This window comes from Desulfuromusa kysingii (assembly GCF_900107645.1).
Taxonomy (GTDB): Bacteria; Desulfobacterota; Desulfuromonadia; order Desulfuromonadales; family Geopsychrobacteraceae; genus Desulfuromusa; species Desulfuromusa kysingii.
Genome location: NZ_FNQN01000022.1, coordinates 2501 through 5451, shown reverse-complemented (window position 1 = coordinate 5451; position 2951 = coordinate 2501). Strand labels below are relative to the sequence as shown.

At 51.8% G+C, this 2951-nt stretch carries 2 rRNA genes (1 of these 2 cut by a window edge); both read right to left on the bottom strand.

Annotated elements, in window-relative coordinates:
- Positions 1-42: 42 nt before the first annotated feature.
- Positions 43-159 (bottom strand): 5S ribosomal RNA (gene rrf / locus BLU87_RS16945).
- Positions 160-265: 106 nt separating this feature from the next.
- A 23S ribosomal RNA gene (locus tag BLU87_RS16940) occupies positions 266-2951 on the bottom strand (it continues 268 nt past the right edge of the window).

Sequence of the window (2951 nt, the reverse complement as noted above, 5' to 3'; positions counted from 1 at the left end):
AAACCCCCCAACAACAATGAGCTGCTGGGGGGTTTTAAATAATTTCGGCGGCGACCTACTTTCCCACACAGTCTCCCATGCAGTATCATCGGCGCTGTAGGACTTAACTTCTGTGTTCGGGATGAGAACAGGTGTGACCCCTACGCTATAGCCACCGAAAACCGTAGTACTGGTTTTCGAATCGCTTATGACTGATTGTATTTGCGATAACTTTTAAGGGGGTCGGGGGAGGAGAACCTCCCCCTTCCCTATCAAAAAACTATTAATGGTCAAGCCTCACGGTCAATTAGTACCGGTAAGCTGAACACATTGCTGTGCTTACACATCCGGCCTATCAACGTTGTAGTCTCCAACGGACCTTCAGGGGGGTAAACCCCCAGGGAGATCTTGTCTTGAGGTGGGCTTCCCGCTTAGATGCTTTCAGCGGTTATCCTTTCCGAACGTAGCTACCCTGCTATGCCACTGGCGTGACAACAGGAACACTAGTGGTTCGTCCATTCCGGTCCTCTCGTACTAGGAACAGATCCTCTCAAATCTCCTACGCCCACGGCAGATAGGGACCAAACTGTCTCACGACGTTTTAAACCCAGCTCGCGTACCACTTTAATTGGCGAACAGCCAAACCCTTGGGACCGACTTCAGCCCCAGGATGTGATGAGCCGACATCGAGGTGCCAAACCTCCCCGTCGATGTGAACTCTTGGGGGAGATAAGCCTGTTATCCCCGGAGTACCTTTTATCCGTTGAGCGATGGCCCTTCCATACAGAACCACCGGATCACTAAGACCTGCTTTCGCACCTGCTCGACTTGTATGTCTCGCAGTCAAGCTCCCTTATGCCTTTGCACTCTACGGCTGGTTTCCAATCAGCCTGAGGGAACCTTCGCGCGCCTCCGTTACAATTTAGGAGGCGACCGCCCCAGTCAAACTACCCACCAGGCAGTGTCCCCGACCCGGATAACGGGTCTAGGTTAGATATCCAGAAGAACAAGGGTGGTATTTCAAGGGCGACTCCACCGACACTGGCGTGCCAATTTCAAAGTCTCCCACCTATCCTACACATGCTGTCCCGAATATCACTGCCAAGCTATAGTAAAGGTTCACGGGGTCTTTCCGTCTTGCCGCGGGTAGACGGCATCTTCACCGCCAATTCAATTTCGCTGAGTCCCTGGTTGAGACAGTGCGGAAGTCGTTACGCCATTCGTGCAGGTCGGAACTTACCCGACAAGGAATTTCGCTACCTTAGGACCGTTATAGTTACGGCCGCCGTTTACCGGGGCTTCGGTTCAATGCTTCGCTTGCGCTAACACATCCCCTTAACCTTCCGGCACCGGGCAGGCGTCACACCCTATACTTCCTCTTACGAGTTTGCAGAGTGCTGTGTTTTTAGTAAACAGTCGCTACCGCCATTTCTCTGCGACCCCCTTCGGCTCCACGAGCAAGTCGTATCACCTAATGGAGGCACACCTTCTCCCGAAGTTACGGTGTTATTTTGCCGAGTTCCTTAACCAGAGTTATCTCAATCACCTTGGCATTTTCTGCCCGCCCACCTGAGTCGGTTTTCGGTACGGTCTCTTATAACCTGAAGCTTAGAGGCTTTTCTTGGAAGTATGGGATCAACCACTTTATGAGCTTAAAGCTCTCGTCATCACGTCTCGGCGTTTTAGTAGGAAAGCGGATTTGCCTGCCTTCCCCGCCTACTCGCTTAAACCGGGACATCCAACACCCGGATGATCTACCCTTCTCCGTCCCCCCATCGCAGTTAAAAGAGGTACAGGAATATTAACCTGTTTCCCATCGACTACGGCTTTCGCCCTCGCCTTAGGGGCCGACTAACCCTTCGCAGATTACCTTTACAAAGGAAACCTCGGGCTTACGGTGTGTGGGTTTCTCACCCACATTTTCGCTACTCATGTCAGCATAAGCTCTTGTAGTTCCTCCAGCGCTCCTTACGGTACACCTTCAACGGTTGCTACAATGCTCCCCTACCACTTGTACATTCATACAAATTCGCAGCTTCGGTACTGTGCTTTAGCCCCGTTACATTTTCGGCGCAGGCCCACTCGACCAGTGAGCTATTACGCTTTCTTTAAAGGATGGCTGCTTCTAAGCCAACCTCCTGGTTGTTTATGCATTCCCACAACCTTTCCCACTTAGCACAGATTTAGGGACCTTAGCTGGCGATCTGGGTTGTTTCCCTTTCGACTACGGACCTTATCACCCGCAGACTGACTCCCGTACAGACGTTACCGGCATTCGGAGTTTGATTAGGTTTGGTATCCTGGTGAGGACCCTAGCCCATTCAGTGCTCTACCTCCGGTACGATTCATACGAGGCTATACCTAAATATATTTCGGGGAGAACCAGCTATCTCCGAGTTTGATTAGCCTTTCACTCCTATCCACAGGTCATCCCCTCAGTTTTCAACCTAAGTGGGTTCGGTCCTCCACGACGTGTTACCGTCGCTTCAACCTGCCCATGGATAGATCACTCGGTTTCGGGTCTACTCCCAGCAACTATGTCGCCCTATTAAGACTCGCTTTCGCTACGGCTCCACCTAACGGCTTAACCTCGCTGCTGAACGTAACTCGCTGACTCATTATGCAAAAGGCACGCGGTCACCCTGACCGAAGTCATAGGGCTCCCACTGCTTGTAGGCATACGGTTTCAGGGTCTATTTCACTCTCCTCATCGGAGTTCTTTTCACCTTTCCCTCACGGTACTATGCACTATCGGTTATCGGGGAGTATTTAGCCTTGGAAGATGGTCCTCCCAGCTTCCCACAGGATTTCTCGTGTCCCGTGGTACTCGGGGTTACCCTAGAGTGGATCTCGGTTTCACATACGGGGCTATCACCCTCTATGGCGGCACTTTCCAGAGCCTTCTATTACCGATCACCATCCCACGTTGGGACCCCACAACCCCAGAACCACCGTAGTAGTTCTGGTTTGGG